Genomic DNA, 25,099 nt, shown 5'->3' with positions numbered 1-25,099 from the left:
TAGTACAAATAATTGAGAAACCTTTAATTAATTAAATTAAAGGTTTGAAATAAGACGGAGCCCAGAATAAACCGGGCTCTTTTCTTGTGTCAGTCCCCAAGAAAGGAAATAAACTAAAAAAGAGGTTTTTTCCTGGTGCATTACAAGAATTAACCCCTTAATAATTTAGTGATTATTGAATCTAAGAAATCTATTCAATTAAGGTTAACTCTACAAACAACATAAATTTTTTCTATAAGAAAGATTAAAAATATTTAATGTAGGAGGAATTTTTAGGACCCTGTCGGAAACTTGAGGTATGCAGACGAGGACTTGAAAATGAACTTCATATCTAACCTTGTAGAAAGCCTTTTCTTCAGATCTGACTCAATGAGATATTGGTCCGCTTCGCTTTACGGCCTTGAGTCGATCAAAGGAAAAGCGAAAAACCTTTCTGATCCCACAAAGCCCGAAATAAGTTTTGAAATTCTTGTGCCGAAAGAAACCGGAAAGATAAAAAAAGAAAAGCTCAAAACTTTGCCGGTTGTTCTTTACTTCCAAAGCGCTCAATTCAATATGAGTTACAGCATGCAGCAGGTCGCTTTTCTTGCACTTGAGAGCGTCCCGGTTATTTTGTTTGACTATCAGGGCGTTGGGGAAACTGAAGGTGAGGCTCGATTAGACAATTTAGACAAAGATGCAGGTGCGGTTTGGGAATGCGTCAAGAATTCTGATTTGATAAAGGGAAGAAAACTTGTTCTTTTCGGTCAAGGCGTTGGGGCCGATGCTGCGCTTCGTTTCTACCTCAGCCATAAGGATCAAGTGAAAGGTGTTGTCCTTGAATCCATTTACGCATCTCAAAAAGGTCTGATTCAGGAAAGACACGGATTTATTCTTGGCGATCTTTTAGCCAGGACTTTAAAGGAAACAGATATTCAGCCCGCGCAAGCGATCACCCTCGTTACATGCCCCTTAGTCGTCGTTAATCCTGGAAAAGATAATTTTGTGAGAAAAGGACAAAGGAAACTTTTCGAGTTCTCTCTTCCAAAACAGGCAGAAATTTGGAATGTTCCCGGCAAGAACTATTTATGCGTATTTGCCGACAATAATTCGCCTGTCCGAGAAAAATTATTAGATTTCATAAAGAATGTCGATTAATCAAAAAGATATTTTCAAACATTTTTCGAGTTCTCAAGAAGTGGCGGGGGAACATTTTTTTTCTCGTTCCTTCTCAGTGTTTATGAAGGTTATGGAGGAAAAGAAGTTTTCGGCAGCCGCTGTAAAACTTCAGCTCACACAATCCTCAATCTCTCAAACGATTGCGGGACTTGAAAGGTCTTTGGGAGTGGACCTGTTTAACAGAGAAAGCAGGCCTCCTCAACCGACAAAAGAAGCGGTCAAACTCTACGAGGCGCTCAAAGAAAGCGAAAAGAACGTAAGCCAAATCTTAGTCAATATTCAGTATGAAAATCTTGTCAAGCCTGCTGTTCGTATCGGCATGATTGAATCTGCGGGGAAAGTCATTGCTGCAGATCTCTGCAAACAGATGCAGAAAACCCTCGGTCTCGTTTCTCTTACGTCCGAACCCAGCGGAACTTTGATGGAACAATTGAAAGAGGGAAGCTTGGATATTGCTGTATTGGCCGGAGAGGAAAGTCATGAAGACATTAATAAGTATTTTCTTGGGGAAGACCCTTGGTATTTTATATTTCCGAAAGAATTTACCCTGAATCAAGAAAAATTGACTTTTGAAAAACTCAAGCTTTGCGGTCTTCCCTTTATCTATCATTCAAAAGAAACCGCTGACGGAGGCTTGCTCAATGAATACTTCAGAAAGCACAATTTATATTTTCCGAAGGTTTTTGAAATACAAAGCAACGCCTTTGTTTACGACCTTGTCGGTGCGGGCCTGGGCTGGTCCGTGTCGCATATGCTTGGTTTAATGTCGCACGAGAAAAATACCCTGAATATTTGTCCTATTTCTGATGACTTTAATCCAAGAAAGATATATTTCTGTGTCCGCAAGGATTTCGACGTGAGAATTTCTAACCTTGTTCTCGATTGTGTCCGAGGTCTAATCGAAAGCCTCCGAGCTGTCAAACATGACCAGTAGAAATAGAAAAGGGAGGTGATTTACCTCCCAAGTTCTTAATTAAGACTCATTATCTTCTTTGAGCCTTCAGCTGACCGCGTTTTTCTTTTTCTTTGGTGATAAAGCCCATAAAAGCCAACATGGTCATAGCACCGAGACGAGCTGTGATACCTGACGGATCATATTGAGGGGCTACTTCAACTAAGTCGAAAGCCACGACGTTTCCTTTCTTAGCAATTCCCTCTAAGACGTCTGTGACGAAGTTATAGTTCAAACCGCCTGGGGAAGGAGAGCCGACACCGGGGGCCGTGCTCATGTCATATCCGTCGATGTCTATCGTGACAAAATAGTTCTTGGACTCAGGAATCATTTTGATGACTTCTTCGGCTCCAAGAGACAAGGCTTTTCTGGAAGGGATAACAACAGAACCATAATCATAGGCTGATTGGAAGTCTTCTCTAGTGTTGCTTCCTAATCCGCGCATACCGATTTGGCACATTTGAGTAAAGTGCGGCATCTCAGAAATCATTCTCATCGGAGATCCGTTGGTCCATCTCCTCTTGCCGAAATCCAAATGGGCATCAAACTGAACTACGCAAAGATCGCTGTACATATCCAATGCACGGGCAGTCGGGATAGTTACGGAGTGATCGCCGCCCATAAAAACGGGGAGTGCACCTTTAGAAATAATCTTTCTTGCAGCTTCCGTCACATTATCGAAGCTCGCATGAAAGTCCATTGGATCCATGTCGACGTCTCCTGCATCAACAACTTTTACAGGAGCTTCTAAGTACTGAGTCATTCTCTCAGGATCCCAGAAACCGGCATCTCCTCGTCCGTAATGGCAGGAGACCTCGCGGATTCTGCGGGGACCGAACTTAGTACCGCTCAGGTAAGGAGCACCCATATCGTAAGGAATACCCATGACGCAAACGTCTGCGTCATCTAATTGATCCAAATCCGTGCAGATCGGATATTTCGCAAAGCTTGCAATTCCGGTAATCGGAAGGTTATGAATAATCTTTGGCATCGTTTCTCCTAAAATTTTGAAGTTCTAGGATTAGCTTAAAGAGAAAGTTTCGAAGGTCCAAAGAGCATTAATTAAAGAGGATAAGATCTTTAATTAAATTTAAGAAAATTCAGCCAACTAACGGATTATCCTGAATTACCATCTTCTGAAAATTATGAAAAAATTAATCGATAAATAACCAATCTGAAGAAAAATGAGCGACCTCAATCTCATTAATACATTGCAGCTAAAAATTTTTGTTACCGTGGCCGAGGAACGGACGCTTAAAGCAGCAGCTGTAAAAATAGGTCAAACACCTTCGGCGATCAGCCAAAACATCAAAGCATTAGAGAACTTTCTCGGAGTAACGTTATTCGAACGGGATTCAAGACCGATTCTGCTGACTAAAGCCGGAAGGCGTTTATTTGCCCTGGCAAGAGAACTTTTACAGAAAAATGATGAAATCTTAGAAGCAGTCAGAAGTGAAAAGAAAAAATATGAGACCCTTCGCTTAGGGCTCGGGGAGTCGGCGGCAGGTTCTTTCGGGCCCCAGCTTATTGCAGAGCTCAATAAAATCATCACTTCCGTGGATGTCGTTTCCGGCCTGACACTCCCACTGGTATCGGCATTGATGTCTGAAAAAATAGATGTTCTTCTTTCACCTTACCCGATTAAAGACGAAGAAGAACTCGAACGAGAAGTCCTTTTCCAAGAAGATTTTGTATTAGTTGTGAAAAAGGGTCACGAACCGATCATTTCGGAAGAGGCGTTTCAAACGTTGATTATCTCTCGGCCCTTGATTGAATATAACCAGGACAGTTCCGATAGAATTCAGGCCGACCGCTTACTTAGATCTCTTGGGCAGAAGCCGGCATTGCACACTTCAGTGTCCACAAGTTATTTAGTCGTAGGATTGGTATCTCAATTGGACGGATGGTCGTTGATTCCCCCATTCAATCTTTGGGCTGCAGGCCTTAGTAGCAGTGAGGTTGATTTTTATCCGATCCCGGGCCGTTCGCTGACCAGAACTTACTGGATGGTTCGTAAACAGATCAGGAATCATGCTCTCTCTCAATTGGTCGGAGAAATAACCAAAAAGGTGCTGACAGAGCGTTTTTTGGTCAAAATGGAACGCCAGCTCCCGGGACTTTCTCGATTTATTCATGTTCCCGGCAAATAACAAAAAGGGCTTTGGCAATTACAACCTTGCCAAAGCCGGGGAGGATTTAGAAATTTTTATGAAGGGTTTCTTTTCTTACTGTTTTTGCTTTTCTCCCTTCCATCGAGCGATGACTTCAGCCATTTTCTCGGGGTTAACCAAAAGTGCCGGATCCAAAAGCATATCTGCTTCTTCCTTGGTCATGATTCCCATCTCAAGAACGGCATCGGCAACAGCTAAATTGTGTTCCTGTGCATACTTCGCAACTTTGACGCCTTCAGGGTAGCCTAGCGTAGCTGCAACGACGGTGGACAAAGCAATGGTTTCTTTCGCTTCTTTTGCACAGCGGTCACGATTTGCTGTAATACCATTGATACATTTGTCAATAAAGAGCGGAATCACTTTCGTCAGCAAATCGAAGGACTCAAAAAGATTCTTGTAAAGTGTAGGAGCCCAGACACTGATCTCTAACTCACCCTGTTCAAAGGCCATGGAAATAACGACATCATTACCGCAGGTTTGCTGAGCGACTTGACTGACGAGTTCAGGGAGGATCGGGTTGATCTTTCCGGGCATGATGGAAGATCCCGGAGAAAGAGAGGGCAGAGTAATTTCTCCGAACCCAGCTCTCGGACCGGAACTCATAATTCTCAGGTCTTTTGCGATTTTTGAAATACCGCAGGCTGCCTGCTTCACGGCTGCAGATACTTTTACGCAGAAGTCATCGTTTTGCATACCGTCAAAAAGGTCGGCCGTGCTTTTAACGTCTTCACCGAGCTGAACGGAGAGATGTTTATAGAAAGCTTCCTGATACCCTGGAGCTGCACCCAAGCCCGTTCCGACCGCTGTAGCACCGACCAGCAGATAGAAGCACTCTGCTCTTAAACTGCGGATGTTTTCTGCCTGACGGCGGCAAAATTCGGCGTAGCCTCCGAATTCTTGCCCAAGCGTTAAGGGAACGGCATCCTGAAGGCACGTTCTGCCAACCTTGATGACATCGGCAAATTCAATAGCTTTCTTTGCAAAAGCGTCTGCAAGCTTGTCGAGTTCCGGTGCTAATTTATCCAATGCCGGATAAATGCAAAGGTGTTCTGCACTCGTAACAATATCATTAGTTGACTGTCCCATATTGACATGGGTATTGGGATGAACTTCATCTTGTCCTTTATGACCGGTCAGATGTTCGTTCGCAAGGTTGCCGATCACCTCATTTACGTTCATATTGACGCAGGTGTAACCGCCGCCTTGGAACATATCCAGCGGAAATTGGTCATCATATTTTCCGGTAAGTACTTTGTCGCAAGCCCAAGCAATGGCTTCGGCTCTTCTTTCATCTAAGGCACCGATCTCTTTGTTTGCTAAGGCAGCGGCTTTTTTCATCTGCACTAAAGCTCTGTGGAGGTAGGGATATTTAATAACCTTCTCACCTAGAATGCCCGATACTCCCATGACGCGAAGGGTCTGGATTCCGTAGTAAACGTCATCCGGGACTTCCATTTGGCCTAAACAGTCTTTCTCAATACGGCTCATAACTTTCCTTTAGAAATTTGAGGTTAACGTTTTATCTTTCTATGAACATTCTCCGATAAAACGGTTAACATCGTTAAGTAGATAAGTGATTTTTAACGATGACGATTTGATTTCCTTATAAGAGCTTCGCCAGACGTTCAATATGCTTGAGCAGAAGGTAGTTACTCACGGAAATTCCGATTGGAGTCTGGAATGCGAAATTTTTCTCTCGAATTAAATCAGCTGAAAGTGTTCATGGAAGTTGCAAAGGATTGCAATATGACACGAGCCGCACAAAAGCTCGGCCTTACTCAGCCGGCAATTTCGACTGTCATTAAAAAAATAGAGAATGGTCTGGGAATTGAACTTTTTGATCGGGCCTCTCGTCCGATGAGACTTACTGCAGCCGGACACGTTCTTTTTAAACGAGGTAATGGCGCTATTGAACTCATCGAAACCATCCTTGCGGATATGTACAGGACAGCCAATGGAAAAAATCCCGATATCAGGCTCGGTTGCTCTGAGGCCATTATGAATATTTTCGGGGGTGAATTAGTTTCTCTTTTGGCTTCCAAACCCGGCAGACTAACGCTATCCAGCGGAACCTCTCTTGAAGTTTCCGATAAATTAAGAAACAAAGAAATTGACATCTCTTTGTCCACTGATCCTTTAACAAAGGACGACGGAGTTCAGAATATTCAGCTTCTTGAGGATGAGTTTCTTTTGGTTATCCCGAAAGAAATCCACGACAAAATTCGGCCGAAGTCAATTTCCGACTTAAATGAATTTTTAGAGAAAACGCCATATGTAAGAGCGGGAAAAACTACGATGGATTACTTTCAGACAGAAAGGCTTCTTCGTACGCTCAACTTTCAGAAGTTCGATTCGATCGAGATCGATTCGTGCCTCGCTATGGCAATAGTCGTCGCGGAAGGCAACGGCTGGGCCATTTTGCCTACTTTCTCTTTACTCCAGGCAAGCTATTTTCTGCCTCAGCTTTCTTTTCTCTCTTTTAAAGGAAAAAATGCTGAACGACGATTCTATATTTCTTATGAAGATACAGTATTTGAACCGACGGCAGAGAACATTTCTTCAAGCCTAAAAACATACCTTCATGAAAAGGTAATACCGATGGTTCGTGAACTCAAACCCGGACTCGAGAAGTTCATTAAGGCTTAATCCGACAGAAAGCAGCGCCTGATTAAGCCTTACGGAATTATTTGAAAGACTTTCGATAAATTTCAGCGCAGTCTTCAATTGTTAAGAGCGTCGGATCGCATTCAAAAGCCGGCGCTAGAGATTCTCTGACTTCTTTTGCCATTGCAGGAAGCTCTTCGGCTTTGATTCCGAATTCACTCATTGTTAAATTGGAGACTCCGCAGTCTTCTAATAATTTATCGAGCGCAGAAAGAAAATCCTGAGGTTCGGAGGCATTTTTATTCCCGAGAGCGCGAGCCATGTCAATGAATTTTTGGCGGCAAAGGCCTTTGTCGATAAAAAAGCCGAAATAGGCACGAGATATAAGGATCAGTCCGGCACCGTGGGGCAAGTTCGGATGATATGCACTCAAGATATGTTCCAAAGAATGCTGACTGAGGAGTTTTCCTGTGGACATCACAAAGCCACCGAGCGTATTGGCGAAGGCCACATTTTCACGAGCTTCTAAGTCGTTTCCTTCTATAACGGCTCGCGCCAGATAGGCTCCGATCTTTTCGATGCCCGTGATGGAAAACATCTCGTTAAAGTAATTTGCCTTCTTCGAAAGATAGCCTTCTGCTAGATGGAAGAAGGTATCAAGGCCTTGATAAGCAGTTAAACGAGGAGGCACGGAACGCATTAATTCCGGGTCTACAACAGAGAGAACGGGGAAGAGACTTTGGAAGCCGATGCCCAATTTTTCGTGTGTGATCGGATTTGTGACCATACCACTGTTGTCTGCTTCGGAACCGGTTCCGGCTGTGGTGGAAATACATACGACAGGAAGAGGCTGATTCGTCGGCAGCTTTCTTCCGCCGGAGCCTTTCTGGCAATAATCCCAAATGTTTCCAGGATTGGTCGCCGCCAGAGCGATAAGTTTAGCCGAGTCCATAGGGGAGCCGCCTCCGAAACCGATAATAAAGTCGCAGGCAGAGTCCTTCGCGGTTTTAGCTGCGTCCATGATGCTGTCAGTAGTCGGATTCGGGGTAATACCGTCAAAAACTTCATACTCTTTGCCGGCTAAGGAGAGTTGATTTTCCAACTCCGCGAGATATCCGCTGTTCCGAATGGATTTACCGTTAGTTATCACAATGAGAGCTTTCTTTCCCGGTAGATTGTATTTATGAAGTTCTTTAAAACAACCGGTGCCGAAGACAAACTCGGTAGGGATGCAGAATGAAAACATAGCTGACCTTTGAATAAAAGGGGCAGAAAGGATTAACCTTGCCGCCCCGAAAATGAACAAATACCTATTTAGGCAAGAAGCGCTTGAATTTTAACTTCGGTTTTTTGTTTGGCTCCTTCTAATTGAGCTCTGCGCTGAGTTACTACTGAGATGTTTTCTTCCAAACGTGCCATAAGTTCATCGAGTTGGCGGAGGACCTCCTCAGGTGCTGAGCCGCCTAAAGAGTCCTTTGAGTTGGCATTTTTGACCGGATCAAGGCCAAGCTGAATTTCTTCATTGGTCACCTTGGTCTCAATGTTAAACAACTGCTTAGCAATCGGTGCGATAACATCCACGTCAATCTCACTGGCTTTCTTTCCATGTGTGAGCATGAAGTCAACGACGTGCGCAACAATATCATGAGCGGTACGGAAAGAGATATGGTCTGCGCGAACCAGAGTATTGGCAAGTTCAGCCATAGTGCAGAAGTTATTTGATGCGGTCTCAACCATCAATTCTTTATTGAGCTTAATTCCGCGGAAAGTTATGTTCAGAAGCTCTATGCAGGCTTTCATTTCATCGAATGCATTCCAGAGGAAAGTCGGGCCTTCTCCGCTGCTTTCGTTATTGTGAGTATACGGGGTGTTTTTCATAACAGCCCAAGCGCCGACACAAAGACCTTCGATGTTGGCAGATTTCCCCTTAATGTGTTCCAACGTCCAGGGATTCTTTTTCTGCGGCATGATGGAGGAGCAGACAGCGACTTCATCCGCAACTTCGACGTATCCGTAATCAGGTGTTGCCCAAACGTATAAATCCTGACAGAGGCGGGTAAAGGTGCTGGCGGCAATTCCGAAGGCAGACAGAATTTCCAAAATGTAATCTCTAGAGCCGACGGCATCAATGGAGTTGCCTAAAGGTGCATTAAAACCGAGAAGTTCAGAAGTGAACTGGCGATCGATCTTCCATGTGGTTGAGCCCATGGAGCCGCCGCCCAGCGGGCAAAGGTTCAGCTGTTCCCAAGCATTTTGGATTCGCTGATAGTCACGGTCCATTCCATAAAGAATAGCTGCGCAATACTGAGCAAAGGTGATGGGTTCGGACGGCTGAAGGTGAGTATAACCGGCCATAACGGCGTCTGTATTATTCCTCGCCACCTGCTGAATCGTCTTGCGCATTTCGTTGTAAAGTTCACATACTTCCAAATAGAACTTACGAACATCCATCCTAACAACGGTAGCGTATAAATCATTGCGGGAGCGGGCAGTGTGCTGCTGACCGCCGACTTCAATGCCAACCTTGGAAATCAAGTAGTTTTCAAGGTTGAAATACATCTCTTCGAGTTCTGGACGAAGTGCAAAGGAAGGTTTGCTTCCCATAGCAGTCATCTCTTCAGCGACTTCAAGAATCTTTTTAGCGACTTCCTTTTTGATAATACCTTGTTTTTCAAGCATTAAAACGTGAGCTTTGTTGCATTCGACATAATTTTGGAAGGAGCGCTCAGCCTCAGCGTCAGAGATGCTCGGATTGATGATGTATTTAATGACCTCTTTTGCAGGGGGCTGTTTAATTTTTCCGCGATTATTACCTTGAATCATTTTTACCTCTTGGGAGTTGAAGAAATTATGTTTCTATTTTGGGTTAGGAAATTCAAAAACGAAATCAGTATTAACAAACTTTATTCAGAAGTATTAAAAAACGATAAGCTGAGTGAGTCCGAACCGTTTCAAATCTTTCTGCGTTTTCGGTTGCTCGGAAAAGAAAAACCTGACCTTCGCCGTAATTCAAATTCTGTTAATTAGAGCAACTCTTCCAATATCTGAGCTTTTCGATCGAAGTTTTCAAGCTGCATGTAGTATTCACAGCAGTCCATCAGGGCGCTTTGGGAAACCATGCCGCAAATGTCTGTTCCGATGATGGATAAGCCGTAACGCTTAGCTTCAGAACGCACCATTTCGATAATTCGGTAGAGCGATACGATCTGCGGATTGATCATGCAGCTGACCTGGCAGATGTTTCTGTCCTCCAGATAAACGCCGATTGCCCGGGCCTCTGCATAGCCGCCTTTGGCTTCGCGGAAAGATTGTGCAATTTTTTTAGCTATAGCGACATCCGAAGTATTTAACGAAATATTGAAGGCGACCATGGGATTGCGAACGCCGAGCGGCATGGCTCCGGCCGTCGGGTGCATCTTTGCCTCACCGTAATCAGGCGCCCATTCCGGTTTGTCAATTAACTCCAACAAACCTTCATATTCCGGGTGGCGGATATTCTGTAACTTCACTCGTTCTGGTCTTTTAGCCGCTTTTTCATAAAGATAGACCGGGACCTGAAGTTCTTTGGCAACACGTTCGCCTAGGCGATTGCAAAGATCAACGCATTCTTTGGCCGTCATATCTTCCAGAGGAATAAACGGAGAAGCATCTACAGCTCCGATACGAGGATGTTCTCCTTTATGGTGATTCATGTCGATCAGCTCGACTGCTTTTTGGCACATGCGGAAGCCTGCTTCCAATACAGCTTCGGGATCTCCTACAACCGTATGGACACAACGGTTATAGGAAGGCTCAACATTGACATTGATAAGTTTGGCACCGGGGACGCCTTGAGCTGCTTCACTTATTTGATCGATAACTTCCTGACGGCGTCCTTCAGAAAAGTTGGGTATGAATTCCACAAGCTTTGTCATGGCTTTTTCTCCAAAGAATTTATTGATTGAGTAATTGGTAACCAATCTCCGTTATTTCTTTTTCCTGCTCATTGGTCAAAGTTTCCAGGCGCAGAACTTCTTCTAATGTGGTTCGAACGAACTCGGGATCATGGATTGAACGCAGATTAATGCGTACATTAAGTAGCGCTCCGATAGCTGCTGTTCTAGCGGCCAGAGCGCTCACCATTGCATCGGTTGCCGCGTTTTTATTTCCTCGTTCAAGCATGAGACGCGAAAATTTGAAAATCCTGACAGACTGTCCGGCCACTTTCAAAGGGACGAGGGAGGCAGTTTTTAAGGCTTGGGACATGGCGGTTTTCCTCAGCGCTTTTTCTTCCTCGGTATTCTTAGGCATTTTTAAGGCCGTCATAAAGCCGATAAAGCTTTCTGAATCTTCATCAATCGCTTTCAGGAGTATGGTGCGAATTTCTTCGAGCTCAGCTAAGGCTTCCCTGATTGATTCTTGAGCATCATCGCAGCCGCGGCGTCCAAGAGTCAAATTTCCGACCATTTCCGCGAGTGCTGCTGCCAATGAGCCGCACAGTGCAGAGACACTGCCCCCGCCCGGGGCAGGTGCGTCCGAAGCAGTCAAAGCACAGAACTCATCAACAGGCATAGAACTTAATCGCATATGAGAACTTCCTTTAGGGAAAGCAGCCGCGGCAATGACACAAGGGCCATGTAAAGCGACTTTAATACTAAAAACCGTTGCTTCATTTATATCGTTGAAAACAATAAAATCACCTGCGGGCACTTCTACGGAAAAATCTCCGCTGCGGATTTCGGCATCCTCAACCGCATAGAAGCCAATAATTCCCGATTTTTCTATCTTGATGGATTCATTTTGCAGAAGTGGTTTCAGCCTTCCGGTCCAGTTTTCCGAACAAAGAAGATTAAAGTCAACGGTTTTCCCGATGTGATGTGTGTTCCAGCTGCCGTCAAAAATGTCAATGTCAAACGGATTGAGCAATACTTCGTGATGACCTTCATGAAACATGTGCATCGAACCTTTTAAAGGCAGGATGTGACGTGTGAAGCCGATAAAGTCAGAGTAGGGAGCCCCGTCAACACGACAGTCCGCTGAAGAAATCCTAATTTGAAAGTCTTTCTTCTCCCAACAGGAAGAAGGAGGAAAAAGAAAGATTTCAGATGTTGTTCCTCCGGACCATCGGTGGACAATAAAATCTTCTCTTTTGATGATTTGATATTGCATTCAGAACTCTCAGGTTTGAATCTTTAATCAAATAGTTAAGTCGAATCACAAAACTTTAAATAGATCACATTCCGCCGGCGCTGCTTTCAGCTTCACTGACGACAGGTTCGTTAAGTGAGTTAAACAACATCAACGTATAAACTACACCGCTCACGAGCAATACCATTCCAATAAAAAGGGTTGCGGTAGGAAAGGCTCGGGCGTAAACACATCCCCAGGTAACAGAGAAAATGGTTTCAAAGACCAGCATAGGTCCTGCAACGGCGGTCGGTACTTTCTGACTCATAGCATTCCATAAGGCAGTTGCGCCGAAAGAGCAAACCACACCGGCAAAAAGGGACCATCCGATAAAGGCGAAAGGCGAAGGACCGAAAAATTCCTTGAGATCTCCTGAAAACAGCCAAAGAGCAACGTATAGAACGATTCCGAACGGAAGCAGCAGACTGCATTGCATACTGGTAAAGAAGACAGGACTGATTTTAGGATGGTCAAGCAGCCAGTCTGCATTGCGAATCGGATACCAGGTCCACATCGCTGTCGAGAGTACGGAGTAAATCACGCCGATAAGAAAATTGGGGTTTGACTTATAGTCTTCCAGGACATTGATGAGGCCCTCGAAATTGGCCAAAATCAGTCCGATGAAAATGACAGACAGCGGGAGGATGAGTTTTGAAAGCGGCAAGTACTTTTTCCCCTTCCGCTTGTCTCTTTCATTCGCAATTAGAGCAACTAAAACCGGAATTAAACCGAAAAAAGTAGCTGCTAAGGCCACACCAGCATACTGCACCGCGGAAAACAGACACCAAGGCTGAATCAGATTGCCTATTAAGGTGAGCCAGAAAGCTGTATTCCAATCTTTCAGATTTACCTGTTTTAAATACTGCCTCTGCAGGGCTAAACCCGCAAGAGCGGTAACGCCCATTACAATACCCCTGGCTACCGAAATATAAGTTGTGGGATAGTCAGGAAGCAGAAGGGGTAAGAGATATGTAAAGCCCCACAGCACACAAGCAGCAAGACCGAAAGAAATACCTATGAGCATATTTTTATCCAATATTAGAGCGGACTATAGCCAAAGCATATTTCTTTGAAAACCTCAATTAACAACTCTAATGGCCAGATATAAATCTGATTTATACGAAGAATTTTCCGAAGAATTTAGCGTTAAAGATCATCATGGGGTTATTATTTCTCACTGAATATCTTTGGAATGTTAATAATGAACAGAGAAGGAAACCTTGACTTAACCTCGTTGAGGATATTCATCGAAACCGCAACAGACTGCAACATGACGAGGGCCGCTGCTGCTCTTGGCATCAGTCAACCTGCGGTTTCTGCTGCGATCAAGAAAATTGAAAATTCATTAGGTTCTCCGGTATTTGACCGAGATAGGAGGCCGATTCAGTTAACAACGGCCGGACGGCTACTTTGGAATCGATCCTTTTTGATTCTTGAGCAGTTAGATGATCTTACCCGTTCTATTCAGTTTTCCCTTGAAAATGAGAAACCGGATTTAAGGTTAGGAGCTTCCGATTGCATGAGCGCCTGCGTCTGTCCCTCTCTTATAGATTACTTATTAAATGAGACAGAGAATATTTCTGCTTGTACGGGAAGCACGCCTAAGGTAACAGATCTTCTTAAGCACAGAGCTGTCGATATCGGACTTTCTTCCGATTCTATCGAAGACGTTCCTCACTTCCAGGCTTTACACTTCTTGACAGAACGATTCCTCTTTGTCTTGCCAAGGAGCCTTACTAAACAGAGGAACATTTCTTGTAATCAAGACCTTGTTGCTGCGGTTGAAAGTCTTCCTTACCTCCGTTTTGGAAAAGAGACGTTTGACTTCGTGCAGTCAGAAAGAATTTATCGTTCTCTGCACTTTATTGATCAGCGCAGAATCGAAGTAGATACGAATTTTACCATGATGGAGTTGGTTGCTCGAGGAAAAGGCTGGACAATTCTTCCTCCTCTAAGTTTGTGGATGGTCAACCGTAAGTTAGAAGACGTGGATTTTTTACCGCTTTCAATCGAAGCTACTCGTCGGTACTTTGTTGTTTACCAAGAACAGGCATTCACTGTTTTAGCTAATAAGATCCTGAAAAAGACGCGCAAAATATTTGAGAAAGAAATCTTTCCGGAGATGAAAAAGGTACGCCCGGAGCTTTTGCAATTCATAGAACTCGAATAGACATCTCCTAGAAATCCTTTACTTATAGAAGTTTTCGGACGGAGTTTTTTGATTCAAGCACAGTGAAACGGCTGCTTTCTCGAATGAGAAGGCAGCCGTTCAACTTATTCAGAAAAAACTGTTATTGTTAAGCGAAAAAGCTGACAAGTCCAAAGGCAGTCACGACGGAGATTGCAACCATCACAAGACCGGGGAGTTGGAATGAATGGTTGAGAATGTACTTGCCGATGTAAGTCGTACCTGAACGGTCCATACCCACTGCAGCCAGAGCCGGACCTGTTGTCGGAAGAATAAACAGGCAGTTAACGGCCGGGAACATAGCGATAAGATACCAGGGGTTAATACCCAAAGCAAAACCTAAAGGCATAATGGCACGAGTTGTAGCGCCCTGGCTGGCCAGAAGAGCTGACATACCGGCCAAAATGAATGTGAAGAGCCACGGAGCTACCTGAGCCAAAGAACCGGCAACCTGCATGAATACGTCTTTATTGGCAGCAATAAAAGAGTCGGACATCCATGCCACACCGAAAACGCAAGTGATAGAAACAACGCAGGCTTCCATTACAGGGCTCTTGACGATTTTCTTAACGTCGGGTTTGCAGAAAAGCATCATAAAGGCGCCTGCAGCAAGCATAACGGCTTCAATGACAAGAGCCATACCGACAGCCTTTGTTCCACCGGGCAAAACTCTGAGATTCGGGAAGAAGCCGGCTAAAACGATGACAACGATAGCACCGAAGAAAATAAGCACGGACCAAGCAGCCTGAGGAGGAAGCTTTCTGTCGGAAAGCTTTTCGGGAGGAAGAACGAGGCCGGCCTTAAGACGAGCTTGATAAGCCGGATCATTCTTGAGATCTTTGCCGAAGAATACGCAAATGATAGATCCGAGGATGACACCGATCAAACAGGCCGGGAATGTGATCATAAGAATCTGACCCAATCCGATATCGCCGTGACCGTTTTGTGCAAACAAGCCGATCATCGCAGCCATAGCAGCGGCAATCGGGCTGGCTGTAATACCAACCTGACCGGCGACTGCCGTTCCGGCCATTGCGGGTTCAGGACGAACACCCGCGTTATAGGAAACTTCATAAACGACAGGAAGAAGAGCATAAACAGCGTTACCTGTACCGGCGAAGAATGTCAGGAAAAAGCTGACGACCGGAGCAACCACTCCGACCATCTTAGGTTTGGCACGAATGATTTTTGCTGCGAATCTAACGAGAATGTCCAAGCCGCCGACAGCTTCCATGCAGGAGGCGGCCGTGCAGACGGCCAAGATGATCAGCATAACGTCGATCGGGGGCGCCGTCGGGAAGACGCCGAAAACTACAGCTAAGACGATTAAGCCGAGACCGCCCCAAAAACCGAGGGCCAATCCGCCATGCCGCACGCCCATGAAAATCGCCAGGAATACGATTGCAAGTTCTATTAAGGTGACCATATTTGTCGAAGCAATCGAAAAGACTTGCTTCTCCTCCGTGGGTTAAAAGTTATGTAATGAGATTGATTGGGAAAACTCATACCACTATCGGTTTTCCCTTCATTCATGGTCAAAGTTTTTAAGCCTTTCGTCATTTTTGATAACCGAAAATAAGGTATTCGGATAAATTTGCTTTATGGCGAAGGACAGTAAGACAATTGATCACGAAAGCAAGCTCAGATTAAATTCACGAAGAAATAGTCAAAAGAAGCGTTAGCTGAATTAAGGATAAGTTAAAGAAATCTAAATCTATTTAGTCCGACGAATAATTTGTCGAATGGGAGAGCGGGGCCAAGCAACGTGCAGCTAAAAATTACCTCAACGACTCAAAAGTTAAACTTACATCGTCACTGCATTACGTCCCGCAATCCTTCCAAAAACAAAGGCAGAAGTTAATGCAACACCGCCTAACCGATCATGTCCATGAGGACCGCCTGATGCTTCACCGCAAACATACAATCCGGGAATAATTGAACCATCAAGTTTCACAACTTCAGCATTTTTATTTAACTTGATTCCACCGCAGCAAAAATGGACAGCCAGTTTTTCTTTGCCGAAATAAAAAGGCGGTTGATTAATTTGTTGAGTAAAAACCTTTTTGCCAAAAATCGGATCCATTCCTTCGGCAGAAAACTTGTTGTAGCTTCGAATTGTTTCTTCTAAGTTTTGTATAGGAACGCCCATGGCTTTTGCCATTTCTTTAATCGTAGAAGCCTTTTTTACAGTACCGTTCATTAATTTCACACCAAGGCTGGCTCCTTTTTTAGATTGGGAATCTGTAATAGCCCACATTTCCCGCTTGTCCTGTTCCAAAATCGCGTTGGAAACATCTCGCCAGGAAGCCGCTTCATTTACAAAACGGAACCCTTGGTTGTTGACGTAAATGTCTGCGCCTACATAATCAAGAAGACGGCCGCCCCAGAAAGGTATGAGCTGAAGGAATTCCGCATCCTTGGTCGCGGCGCCTAATTTCTGAGCCATTATCAGACCGTCCCCGGTGGCACCGTCAAAGGATTTTCGATTCGGATTTGCCGTCGTCGGGAATTCAGACCCTAATCTCGGATCAAATTTGCTCCTTAATTCGACATTGGCGGTGAAGCCGCCTGTAGCAAGGATAACTGCTTTTGCAAAGAGATCGGTTATTGAACCATCGGGGTTTTGAACGCGAATTCCGATAACTCTCTCGTCCTTTTCTATTAGGTCTAAAGCTTTTGTGTTCAACGCCAATTTGGCGCCCATTCGTTTTGCCGAGGAGAGCAACGCCATCACATAGTCGTATCCGGCTCGCACAAAATTCGTTATATGGCTGCGAGGATGAAGACCGGCGACAGTTTGATATATATTACCGTCCCACTTAACACCCATCCTTTCTAACCAATAAACGGTATCTTCGGAATTCTCACAAACGATTTTTGCAAGCTCTACATCATTCAGGTAACCGCCGACCTCAAGCATGTTTTGAAGCATAAGAGAAGGAGAATCTTCAATGCCGGCTCTTTGTTGTCTCGGCTTGTCCACAGCTGCAACGTAGCCGGTCGATAAGATGGAATGACCTCCGACAACAGGAGATTTTTCAAGAATGAGAACATTTCCGGCGCCGGCCTCTAATGCAGAGCAAGCTGCTGCAAGACCTGCGACTCCCGTTCCGACAACAATGACATCCCAATCTTATACTTCGGAAGCAAAAGCGGGTATGCCGGAAAGAAGCATAGAAGCAAGAAGGTTTCTCCTGGACAGCATCAACGATCCTTATCTTTTACTGCATTCAGCTTATGAAGGGCCTCTATAGAGGAGTGCACGGACATTTTCTCAAAAGCATTGGCCCGGTGCATCTTTACGGTCGCCACAGCAATATCCAAATCTGAAGCGATTTCTTTATTGGATTTGCCGCCGGCTGCGAGCTCAAAGATTTCTTTTTCTCTAGGCGTCAGAGATTTGAAAGCTTTTATTACTTCTCGATCTTCGAGAGATGCTCCGAAATTATCCAGACTTAATCGACATGCTTCTTCGATAGTCCTATTGAATTTCAGTGGATTCACCGGTTTTTGGAGAAAATCAAAGGCACCTCTTTTTAATGTATGCACTGCTGATTCAACGTCACCGTGGCCGGTAAGAAAGATAATGGGAAGAGCTTTCTCTTTATCATTAATAAGTTGCCTTTGAAGTTCTAAACCGGTCATCCCAGGCATCCGCATATCTAGCACGATGCATCCGGGAACCTTGAAGTTTTCTTCTTGTAGGAAATCCTGAGCAAGAGAAAAATCTCGAACCTTCCAGCCCATCATTTCCAGCATTAACTTCATAGAACGAAGAAAATCCTTGTCATCGTCGACGAGGCGAACAATGACTTTGTCCTGAAGTTCGGGGGTATCTAAAAATTCGGACACGTTTCCTCCTTAGACATGCAGCTGATCGATTCTTAATGAGGCGATGACACCGCCTTTATCTCGTCCGGTGAAACCCAAATCGGCCCCATGAAGATCGGCAATGCCTCTAATGATCGACAAACCTAGGCCGAGGCCGTCCGGCTTGACGCTTTCTCCTAAAGATACCAATCTCGATAAATCCTTGTCAGTCATGAGTTTCCCCGAATTTTCTACTAACAGAATAAAGCTCTTGTTATCGTTTGATAAGGAGAGTTCTACTTTCAGAATCGGACTTCCTTTTGCTGTGTTTGAGACGGCTTCCTGGGCCCCATTTCTCAGGAGATTAAGTATCAGTAGTTCTAACGAAAACGGATCTGCCAGAACAAGGGCTGTCTTAAGCTTTGAGTTAAATGAAATTTTTACTTTTTCTATATCCGGCTCTGTTGCCTCCAAGTTCCTTATTGCTTTTTGCGTGATGAGAACAAGGTCGGTTTTAACCTGAGGATTCTGCTTTTGTTTTGCGAAATTCCTAACGGAATTCACCAAAGTATTCAAGCGAGAAACCTGGTTTTCCATATTTTCAAAAACATCTTTGGAAAAAGCGTCGTTATCGTTTTTTCTATCCAAATACATCTTGAAAATCTGTAAGTAATTCGTCAGAGTTGCGATTGGCTGCTTGGCCTCGTGCGCAATAATCGTGCCCAACTGGGCAATAATTCCGTTTTTTTCCAATGTTGCGAACTTTTTGCGCTCTTCTGCCGCTTCTCTATCAGCTTCCTCTTTTGCTTTTAAAGCATCGGAGAGCTGGCGAGTTCGTTTGTTAACTAAACGACGTAGATTAAACTCGTTGAAGATAAGAAAAAGCAAGATACCGACAAAGGCGATGATTTCGGTTTTATACCGTTTTGCCAATCCGGTTAATGAGTTATCTCTGAGGTATGAGTAGGGTCCGAGCCGGAGCTCCCGGAGAAGTTTACGGATGGAATACTGATCATTCTCTACAGACCAACGTGAATGATCAAAAACCGGCATAGAAAGAAGGGCAACAGTCACTTCTCTAACTAAAGGCTCCGGAACACCTTGAAGGCTGACGAAAGACATGTCGGAGTAAAGCTGGGTAGATCTCGCACAATGAATTGGAGATAAGTCATCCGTCTTTTTGTTAATCACACGAAGGCTGCCTTTTTCGATCATCCCTAAAACCTCCGCCTCTTCCAAAATGCATGTCGAAAGAATGCCGACATCGGAAGATCCGCTGAGGACTGAATTTAGTACATCAGGTACCTGGAACTGTGTAAAGTTTTTTGTTTTAAAGAAGTTGTCCGGATCGAATCCGTGCTCCTTAATTTCCCCGAGAGCGGCAAGCCAGCCCCCCAAGGAATCGGGAAGGGAGGCTGCGCAATTTTTACCTCTTAAATCTTTGATACTTTGAATATCATTTCGCTCGGCACGAACAACGAATGTACTTCCGACGGTTTTTGCTGGATCTTTTGTACCGTCGAAAATCCGAGTTGCTAGGTGCGTGAAGGGAATGCCTCCTGAGAGTTCTACAAAGAAATTACTTGGCGCGATTAGAAAATCTATCTTTTCTTTCTTAATGTCTTCCTGAGTATCTACGGAGGATATCGGCAATAACTCAAACCGATAATTTGGAATCTTTTTCTGGAGATACTCCAGAGTTTCTTTCAATATTGAAGATTGATGGTAAAGCTCAAGCCCCTGCGCGTATCCGATTTTGACGGTTAAACCTTCATAAGCTAAGCAAGGGACGCTGATCACAAGGATCAGAACCCATAGAAAAGTACTCAGTAGTTTCTTGAGATTCATAGGCAAAATCCGAAAGGAGGCTTTTTAGTCTCCCTTCGGAATTGTGGATCAAGGTTCTTAGAACTTAATCTTACTTGTTCAGTGACTGGACGGCACGTTCGGCAGCTAACTTACCGCTGGTCATAGCCCAGGCCATGTTGCCTCCGGGAGGGGAGTCATCGCCCATAGCGCCGCCGACGAGTTCACCTGCTGCAAACAAACCTTTTATCGGCTTGTTGTTCTCATCCAAAACATTGAGGTTCATGTCAGTGACCACACCGCCCATCGTTGTAGCAAAACGAGGCTGTTGTTCAACGATGTAGTAAGGTCCTTTATCAGCAATGACTTCTTTCATGAACTTGGCCGGACGATTGAAGTCTGCGTCTTTGCCGGCTTTCACGAAACCGTTGTAACGAGCAACTGTCTTGAGAAGTTCTGCGCCGTCAACACCGGCTTTCTTAGCGACGGCAGGAATGCTGTCAGCTTTAACAACGATCGGATAGCCTTTGCCGTTCTGGGCGAGCCACTTGTCCATGTCACCTTTGCTGATGCCGGTAATGGAAAGTTTGGTCAGGAAAGCATCGTAAGAGGGCTGATCCATCAGGATGAAGAGCTTGCCGCCTTGTTTAACTTCTTCATTCTTAATATTGTGGTTCGTGTCGAGCTCGCTGATGACGCGCTTACCGGCTTTGTTGACCATAATGCCGCTGTGGTCCTCAAAGGCTGCCTTGTTAGACCAAATGGTGGACTTAGCAATTCCGGGAGCGACTTCCATGCCGTTCGGGTAGATCTTGCCCAGATCCATCATCTGAGTCTTGGCACCGATCTTCATCGCCATTTGGTGGCCTTCGCCGTTGGAACTCTTTACACCATAGTAGAGAGAGTTCTTAAGGCTGCCGGCAAGCATCGACTTATTGGCACCGAAACCACCTGTCGTCAAGATAACCACAGGAGCCTTAATGGTGTAGTGGATGCCGTTTTCGCCTTCCGCTTTGACACCAACCACGCGGCCATTGTCAACGATGAGTTCTTTCGCCGGAGTAGCTAAAAGAACTTTCGCGCCGGATTTTTCAACAGAAGCTTTGAAGTTACGAGTTGCACCCTGAGCACCGTCAACCCAACGCATGACGCGAGGTTTGCTGTGTTCAGCTTCATTGGTGAAGCCTGCTTTTGTATTGAGCTGCATTCCGCCTTCGGTCGTTGCCCAATCAACCATGGGGCCGACGTTGTTGACGTAAAGCTCAAGCATTCTGCGGTCGTTCAGATTGTGGCCGTTTTTGATGTAGTCCTCGGTCATGATGGCAGGAGAGTCATCTTTAACACCGGCTTCTTTCTGGATCTTAGAACCCTGAATCACAACCGTGCCGCCGTTAACCGCTGCAGCGCCCCCAGCAAAAGGCATCTTTTCAATCAGAATGACTTTCTTGCCGAGCTGGCTTGCACGGATAGTGGCAGTCTGACCAGCAGCACCGGCGCCGACGACTGCGATGTCAGCATTCAAAGTTTCATTTTTGACGACAGCTTTCTGTGCTTTGGCTTTGGAAAGTTCGTCAACATTGCCGCCGGCTTGTTTCACGCAGGCAGCAACAGCTGCGAGGATTGCGTGACTTGTGATGGAGGCGCCGCTCACACCGTTCACAGCCAGACTTTGGCTATCAACGATTGCTTTAGGAAGTTTTTCGATGGCAATAGAACCGATTCCCGGTGTTTCTTTGTTTGCACCGATCTTGACGGATTCGATCGCATTCTTGGTAAAGGTCACCGTGACCGGAACTTCACCGCCGTTGCCTTTCGAAACGGCTGTGTAGGTTCCCGGATTGAACGTTGCTGCCTGGGCTGCGCCAGAGAGTGCAACAACGCTCAATGCGGAGAGAAATACTAATTTATTCAGCATGTTCGTTCCTTGAGAGGAGTTTCTCTTAAGAATTATTTAACCGGGTACATGGCCTTGTGAATGGAATTCAGGATCTGTTCGGCTTCTTCACTAGGGATCTGGCCCGGAGCGGAAGGTTTGCCGCCAACCATGCAGAAAGTGATGTCGGAACCTGTGAATTCACCGGTCATGCGGCTTAAGACGCCATCTTTGCCCATAGCCATTGTGAGCATCGGTTTGCGGGAGAAGTAATTGCGTGTCTTCCAAGTTGCGTTCATCAGGTTGAGTGCGTCACCGGTGTTGTGGGCCATTACAGCAATCTTCAGAATGTCGGAGCCTAATTGTTCCTGAAGGAGAAGACGACGAATGATTTCAGCTTCAGAGGGAGTCCATCCGAATTCGTGGTCGCTCATCACAACTTTGACGCCTTTTTCTTTGGCTTTTTTCACGATCTGCTTGCAGATATCGGCGTTGCGGAACATTTCGATGTCGATAAGGTCAATCTTGCCATTGTCGAGAACGTCAAAATAGAAGTCTCTGTAGTATTCGTCGGAAACGTGTCTGCCGCCGCCTTCGGTCTTGTCGCGGAAGGTCATGAGAATCGGTTTGTTCTTGACGATTTCATAGACCTGCTTAGTGAGCTTGGCAAATTCTTTACCGGAAATTTCACCGATGTAGTCAGGGCGGAGCTCGATCATCTGAAGTTCAGGACGACTGTTGTAGTCCTGAACCAACGCGATGAAAGCTTCGGGCGTCTTAGCAGTCGTGGAAGCAATGATCTTAGGACGGCCTTCACCGATTCTGACGCCCTTGATTTCCAAGACTTCAACAGGTTCTTTGTCCCAGCCGGGTTCGTGGTTCAGGGTGTCGACCGGCATCATCTTTTCATTGCCTTTCAATTTTGTGCTGGCAAAGGCAGAGGCAGAGAAGGCAGCAGCCAAACCGCCGATGCCGGATTGAATCATGGTTCTTCTTTTCATATTTCCTCCGAAACAGATTGAATTGAGATTCGATCAATAAAGTCATTGTTGACTTTTTCAGGAGGATCAAAAACAGATCAAAGGCGGTTAAATACATCCCGTGGGATGTATTCGAAGAGAGTTTATGCGGGATCAGGCTATGGGTGTTTTCCCGAAAAACTTTATTTTTTGATTCACCAGGAGTTGAAATCGCGCACAGTGTTCCAAGCAATACGCTGTAATTTTTTACCGGTTTCCGGAGCCACAATCAAATCGTCAAAACGTCCGTAGAAATCGCAATCCGTCGGTGTGATTCCTGTCAAGGAAGCAAAGAACACCGCTGCCTCTAAATAAGTTCCGGCTACCGTCGGATGTCTGTTATCAGATCGAATGAGCTCAATCTCGGGAAAATCTTTCGAGGATCGTTCAAATGCCATGCCACAGGGTATAACGGAAGCAGAATTTTCGTTAGCCACTTCAATCGTTGCATCGGCTAAAAGACTGGTCATCTCAGGTTTGTCTTTGTAGGCCCAGGTCATCATAAAAAACGGTCTGGCGCCGGCTTCACGAATATCCTGACAATGTTTCCTAGCCGACTCCCGAAAAAGCTCTTTTAGCTCCGGATGAATCGGCCCTTGACTCGAATCTTCTAAAACAACGGCATCAAAGATCTTTCCGTCTAGATAATCCAAGAACGTTACTTTGTTCGTACCGTCGCTCGCGATTTTGTAGCTTCTTAGAGCATTCGGTCGCAAATAACTCTTCACGTCGTGCCAATACAGGCTAGCGCCTCCGATACCGACAAGCGTGATGACGAGATCTCGGTGTTTTGCTTTTGCAAAACCGTTTATCATTCCGTTAACACCGCAGTTATAGAACATGAAAGAGTTACCAACAAGAAGAACATTTTTTATGCCGACCGGCTTATCAGTCATTAACGGTTTCATAACGTTTTTATAGAACATGTTGAAAAATTTAGATGCAGGATTATCCCTCCGACACTATTTTTTCACGGCCGTTCTGCAGCGCTTCGCCGGGAGCTGCTTCATGAATCTGAAGTAGAGGAACGTCAGGCAGATCGAAGTCACGAGCCAACTGAGCGGGTAGACCATCATCAAAATTTCATAGGTCGGCTTAGCCGCGAACACCGAATACACCCAAACGATTCGGATGGTACAAATGACCACTACTGTGATAATGGCAGGCGGCAGGGAATAACCGTAACCGCGCATTGAGTCGGAAAGAACTTCCATAACGGAGTTCAAGGGTTCGGGAATCACGACCCAGAGCAATCGAATCATACCCAAAGAAATAATCTCTTCGGATTGTGTGAAGAAACCAAGCAAATATCGGCCGAAGCCATAGATCAGAACGCTCAACACCACCGTGATGCCGATATTCAAAGCCATGTTGACGCGAGTAATTCGTTTGCAGCGTTCCAGATTGCCGGCGCCGTAGTTCTGACTAATAAACGTCGTTGCTGCCAGGCCGAAACCGTTAATCACGCAGTAGCAGTTAATTTCGATCGTGAAAGCTGCAACGGAGGCCGCCATTACATCAGCGCCCAACGAGTTGATGGCGCTCTGAATAATTAAGTTAGAAAGGGAGAAAACCGAACTCTGCAAACCGGCTGGCCAGCCGATTTTGATCATGGAGCGCAGGGCCTTCTTATCCATCTTGAAGAGGCGTTTGGGATAAAGACGGAGCGGTCCGTCTGTGCGCATGAGCCTGTAAACAAGGATGCCGGATGCCAACAGATTGGCTAACGCCGTCATCAATGCCACGCCGCCGATACCCCAGTCGACAACGGTAACGACAAATAAATCTCCCAGAGCGTTAAAGACGCTGGCGATACAAAGGGCCCACAGAGGTGTCTGGGTGTCGCCCTGGCTTCTCATGACGGCAGACAAGAAGTTATAGATGGAAATGAAGGGCATCCCCAGCAAGTACATCTGAAGATAAATCTCTGAATGGCGTACAACGTTAGGAGGAACCTGCATCCATACCATCAAAATGGAGGAGCAAAGCTCTCCAATCACCATAGCGATGACGCCGAATATCACAGCCGTGGCAAAAGCCGTGTGGACTGCCTTGGACGCGTCATCATATTTGCGCATGCCCAAATACCGAGCAACCACAACGTTTGCGCCGATGGATAGACCAATACAGAAGGCGACAATAAGACCGACAATCGGAACATTAGTACCGACGGCAGCAACGGCTTCGTTAGATACAAAATGTCCGAGAACGGCAACGTCTGCAAGGTTGTAAAGCTGCTGAAGTACGCCGGTCAGGGCTAGGGGGATTGCGAAGACAACCATCTTGTCCCAGATGGTTCCGTTAAGCATGTCGATATTCTTGCTAAAGAAAGCCATGACCGATCCTTATTTT

The 25,099-nt window shown here is 45.4% G+C and carries 20 protein-coding genes and 1 pseudogene; 6 read left to right on the top strand and 15 right to left on the bottom strand.

Features of this window, described 5'->3' with window-relative positions; all coding sequences use genetic code 11:
* The first annotated feature begins 318 nt into the window (after positions 1-318).
* On the top strand, positions 319-1,137 hold the full coding sequence (locus tag HMPREF9439_RS03870; RefSeq protein WP_008811346.1) for an alpha/beta hydrolase: 819 nt from the start codon (positions 319-321) through the stop codon (positions 1,135-1,137).
* The gene (locus HMPREF9439_RS03865; RefSeq protein ID WP_008811347.1) at positions 1,127-2,092 is read left to right on the top strand and encodes a LysR family transcriptional regulator; all 966 of its coding nucleotides are present in this window, start codon (positions 1,127-1,129) and stop codon (positions 2,090-2,092) included. Before HMPREF9439_RS03870 ends, HMPREF9439_RS03865 begins: the two co-directional genes overlap by 11 nt.
* Positions 2,093-2,141: 49 nt before the next feature.
* On the opposite strand, the gene HMPREF9439_RS03860 is transcribed toward HMPREF9439_RS03865, so the two are convergent.
* On the bottom strand, positions 2,142-3,101 hold the full coding sequence (locus HMPREF9439_RS03860; RefSeq protein ID WP_008811348.1) for an agmatinase: 960 nt from the start codon (positions 3,099-3,101) through the stop codon (positions 2,142-2,144).
* Between the two features lie 193 nt (positions 3,102-3,294).
* On the opposite strand from HMPREF9439_RS03860, the gene HMPREF9439_RS03855 reads away from it, so the two are divergent.
* Positions 3,295-4,260 (top strand): LysR family transcriptional regulator, encoded by a 966-nt coding sequence (locus HMPREF9439_RS03855; protein WP_008811349.1) that lies wholly within the window; start codon positions 3,295-3,297, stop codon positions 4,258-4,260.
* Positions 4,261-4,335: 75 nt separating this feature from the next.
* Here the strand turns inward: HMPREF9439_RS03855 and HMPREF9439_RS03850 are convergent, their stop codons facing one another.
* Complete coding sequence (locus tag HMPREF9439_RS03850; protein ID WP_008811350.1) at positions 4,336-5,769, bottom strand: aspartate ammonia-lyase; 1,434 nt, start codon at positions 5,767-5,769, stop codon at positions 4,336-4,338.
* Positions 5,770-5,961: 192 nt separating this feature from the next.
* Between HMPREF9439_RS03850 and HMPREF9439_RS03845 the strand changes: the two genes are divergently transcribed.
* The gene (locus HMPREF9439_RS03845) at positions 5,962-6,927 is read left to right on the top strand and encodes a LysR family transcriptional regulator (RefSeq protein ID WP_008811351.1); all 966 of its coding nucleotides are present in this window, start codon (positions 5,962-5,964) and stop codon (positions 6,925-6,927) included.
* Between the two features lie 37 nt (positions 6,928-6,964).
* Here the strand turns inward: HMPREF9439_RS03845 and HMPREF9439_RS03840 are convergent, their stop codons facing one another.
* From HMPREF9439_RS03840 to HMPREF9439_RS03820, 5 genes are all read right to left on the bottom strand, one after another.
* Complete coding sequence (locus HMPREF9439_RS03840) at positions 6,965-8,131, bottom strand: iron-containing alcohol dehydrogenase (protein ID WP_008863776.1); 1,167 nt, start codon at positions 8,129-8,131, stop codon at positions 6,965-6,967.
* Between the two features lie 68 nt (positions 8,132-8,199).
* Positions 8,200-9,708, bottom strand: coding sequence for an argininosuccinate lyase (gene argH / locus HMPREF9439_RS03835; RefSeq protein WP_008863774.1), 1,509 nt, complete (start codon positions 9,706-9,708; stop codon positions 8,200-8,202).
* Between the two features lie 200 nt (positions 9,709-9,908).
* On the bottom strand, positions 9,909-10,799 hold the full coding sequence (ftcD, locus tag HMPREF9439_RS03830; RefSeq protein ID WP_008863773.1) for a glutamate formimidoyltransferase: 891 nt from the start codon (positions 10,797-10,799) through the stop codon (positions 9,909-9,911).
* Positions 10,800-10,818: 19 nt separating this feature from the next.
* Positions 10,819-12,033 carry a HutD family protein gene (locus HMPREF9439_RS12880; RefSeq protein WP_008863772.1) on the bottom strand — a complete coding sequence of 405 codons (1,215 nt, stop codon included), beginning with the start codon at positions 12,031-12,033 and terminating at the stop codon, positions 10,819-10,821.
* Positions 12,034-12,097: 64 nt separating this feature from the next.
* Positions 12,098-13,075: a DMT family transporter gene (locus HMPREF9439_RS03820; protein ID WP_008863771.1), complete on the bottom strand. Its 978-nt coding sequence runs from the start codon at positions 13,073-13,075 to the stop codon at positions 12,098-12,100.
* A 168-nt stretch (positions 13,076-13,243) separates the two neighbouring features.
* Here HMPREF9439_RS03820 and HMPREF9439_RS13545 point away from each other — a divergent pair.
* Together HMPREF9439_RS13545 and HMPREF9439_RS03815 are read left to right on the top strand one after the other, a co-directional pair.
* Positions 13,244-13,444: pseudogene (locus HMPREF9439_RS13545) on the top strand (LysR family transcriptional regulator); the annotation flags it as partial.
* Positions 13,445-13,477: 33 nt separating this feature from the next.
* On the top strand, positions 13,478-14,221 hold the full coding sequence (locus tag HMPREF9439_RS03815) for a LysR family transcriptional regulator substrate-binding protein (RefSeq protein WP_244862382.1): 744 nt from the start codon (positions 13,478-13,480) through the stop codon (positions 14,219-14,221).
* Positions 14,222-14,348: 127 nt separating this feature from the next.
* On the opposite strand, the gene HMPREF9439_RS03810 is transcribed toward HMPREF9439_RS03815, so the two are convergent.
* From HMPREF9439_RS03810 to HMPREF9439_RS03775, 8 genes are all read right to left on the bottom strand, one after another.
* A complete protein-coding gene (locus tag HMPREF9439_RS03810; protein ID WP_008810092.1) occupies positions 14,349-15,665 on the bottom strand; it encodes an anaerobic C4-dicarboxylate transporter family protein in 1,317 nt (438 codons plus the stop codon).
* 378 nt (positions 15,666-16,043) lie between these two features.
* Positions 16,044-17,360 (bottom strand): FAD-dependent oxidoreductase, encoded by a 1,317-nt coding sequence (locus HMPREF9439_RS03805; RefSeq protein WP_244862381.1) that lies wholly within the window; start codon positions 17,358-17,360, stop codon positions 16,044-16,046.
* A gap of 83 nt (positions 17,361-17,443) precedes the next feature.
* On the bottom strand, positions 17,444-18,091 hold the full coding sequence (locus tag HMPREF9439_RS03800; protein ID WP_008863768.1) for a response regulator transcription factor: 648 nt from the start codon (positions 18,089-18,091) through the stop codon (positions 17,444-17,446).
* Between the two features lie 9 nt (positions 18,092-18,100).
* The gene (locus HMPREF9439_RS03795) at positions 18,101-19,897 is read right to left on the bottom strand and encodes a sensor histidine kinase (protein WP_008810095.1); all 1,797 of its coding nucleotides are present in this window, start codon (positions 19,895-19,897) and stop codon (positions 18,101-18,103) included.
* Between the two features lie 70 nt (positions 19,898-19,967).
* Positions 19,968-21,770 carry an FAD-dependent oxidoreductase gene (locus HMPREF9439_RS03790; RefSeq protein WP_008810096.1) on the bottom strand — a complete coding sequence of 601 codons (1,803 nt, stop codon included), beginning with the start codon at positions 21,768-21,770 and terminating at the stop codon, positions 19,968-19,970.
* Positions 21,771-21,802: 32 nt separating this feature from the next.
* The gene (gene aroD / locus HMPREF9439_RS03785; protein ID WP_008863767.1) at positions 21,803-22,729 is read right to left on the bottom strand and encodes a type I 3-dehydroquinate dehydratase; all 927 of its coding nucleotides are present in this window, start codon (positions 22,727-22,729) and stop codon (positions 21,803-21,805) included.
* 173 nt (positions 22,730-22,902) lie between these two features.
* Positions 22,903-23,643, bottom strand: coding sequence for a DUF4886 domain-containing protein (locus HMPREF9439_RS03780; RefSeq protein WP_244862380.1), 741 nt, complete (start codon positions 23,641-23,643; stop codon positions 22,903-22,905).
* A gap of 66 nt (positions 23,644-23,709) precedes the next feature.
* Positions 23,710-25,083, bottom strand: coding sequence for an MATE family efflux transporter (locus tag HMPREF9439_RS03775; RefSeq protein WP_008863765.1), 1,374 nt, complete (start codon positions 25,081-25,083; stop codon positions 23,710-23,712).
* Between the last annotated feature and the right edge of the window lie 16 nt (positions 25,084-25,099).

The sequence above is a fragment of the Parasutterella excrementihominis YIT 11859 genome, assembly GCF_000205025.1.
GTDB lineage: Bacteria > Pseudomonadota > Gammaproteobacteria > Burkholderiales > Burkholderiaceae_F > Parasutterella > Parasutterella excrementihominis.
The sequence above is the reverse complement of the archived record's forward strand: the minus strand, read 5'-3'. Positions and strand labels throughout refer to the sequence as shown.